Source organism: Bowmanella dokdonensis, assembly GCF_017254865.1.
In the GTDB taxonomy this organism is placed as follows: domain Bacteria; phylum Pseudomonadota; class Gammaproteobacteria; order Enterobacterales; family Alteromonadaceae; genus Bowmanella; species Bowmanella dokdonensis.
The window spans coordinates 1-506 of record NZ_JAFKCV010000075.1; the positions used below are offsets into that span (position 1 = coordinate 1).

Below are 506 nucleotides of genomic sequence, written 5' to 3' on the forward strand. Positions count from 1 at the left end.
TTGGTGTTTGCCATAGCCTTGATTACGGCCATGGGGCGCATATGGTTGCGTGCCAGAGAGCAACCCGCGCCAGAGCGAGCTTAGTGCTCAGCCACCACTAAAGGTTGCAACAGCAATTGCAGGTTCTCGGTATTGAAACCTTCGCTAAGGTCGCCCATCTCGTCACTGAGAATGGCCTGGGCTAAGCGGTTTTTCTGCTGCTGCAGTTGCTGGATACGCTCCTCAATCGAGCCTTCCACAATCAGTTTGTAAACAAACACAGGTTTGTCCTGGCCGATACGATGGGCGCGGTCAGTGGCCTGGTTTTCTGCTGCCGGGTTCCACCAGGGATCAAAGTGAATAACAGTGTCGGCCTCGGTCAGATTCAAGCCAGTACCGCCGGCCTTGAGGCTGATTAAAAACAGCGGGGCGTTGCCCTGTTTAAATTGCTCAATCACCTGCTGACGATGGCGGGTCGTGCCTGTCAGTTTGATATAGTCAATGCCCAGCCCTTGTACCTGCTGCTC

General features: G+C 54.2%; 1 protein-coding gene. It reads right to left on the bottom strand.

Annotated features, from left to right (window positions below; genetic code table 11):
- Positions 1 to 80: 80 nt before the first annotated feature.
- Positions 81 to 506, bottom strand: a 426-nt coding sequence (locus J0A66_RS21605) for a helicase-related protein (RefSeq protein WP_206575921.1), incomplete at its 5' end; no start/stop codon positions are given.